This is a genomic window from Duganella qianjiadongensis (genome assembly GCF_009857915.1).
GTDB lineage: Bacteria > Pseudomonadota > Gammaproteobacteria > Burkholderiales > Burkholderiaceae_D > Rugamonas > Rugamonas qianjiadongensis.
Genome location: NZ_WWCM01000094.1, coordinates 1 through 268 on the forward strand (window position 1 = coordinate 1; position 268 = coordinate 268).

A 268-nucleotide genomic window follows, 5' to 3' on the forward strand; every position below is an offset into this window, starting at 1 on the left:
ACGAGTATTTAGCCTTGGAGGATGGTCCCCCCATATTCAGACAGGATTTCTCGTGTCCCGCCCTACTTGTCGTACGCTTAGTACCACCGCTTTGATTTCGTGTACGGGACTATCACCCGCTATGGTTTCACTTTCCAGAGAATTCCACTATCAAAACGACTATCACGTACAGGCTCTTCCCATTTCGCTCGCCACTACTTTGGGAATCTCGGTTGATTTCTTTTCCTGCAGCTACTTAGATGTTTCAGTTCGCCGCGTTCGCCTCACA

At 48.9% G+C, this 268-nt stretch carries 1 rRNA gene; it reads right to left on the reverse strand.

Going from position 1 to position 268, the window contains the following annotated elements:
- Window positions 1-268, reverse strand: a 23S ribosomal RNA gene (locus GTP27_RS23430); the annotation flags it as partial.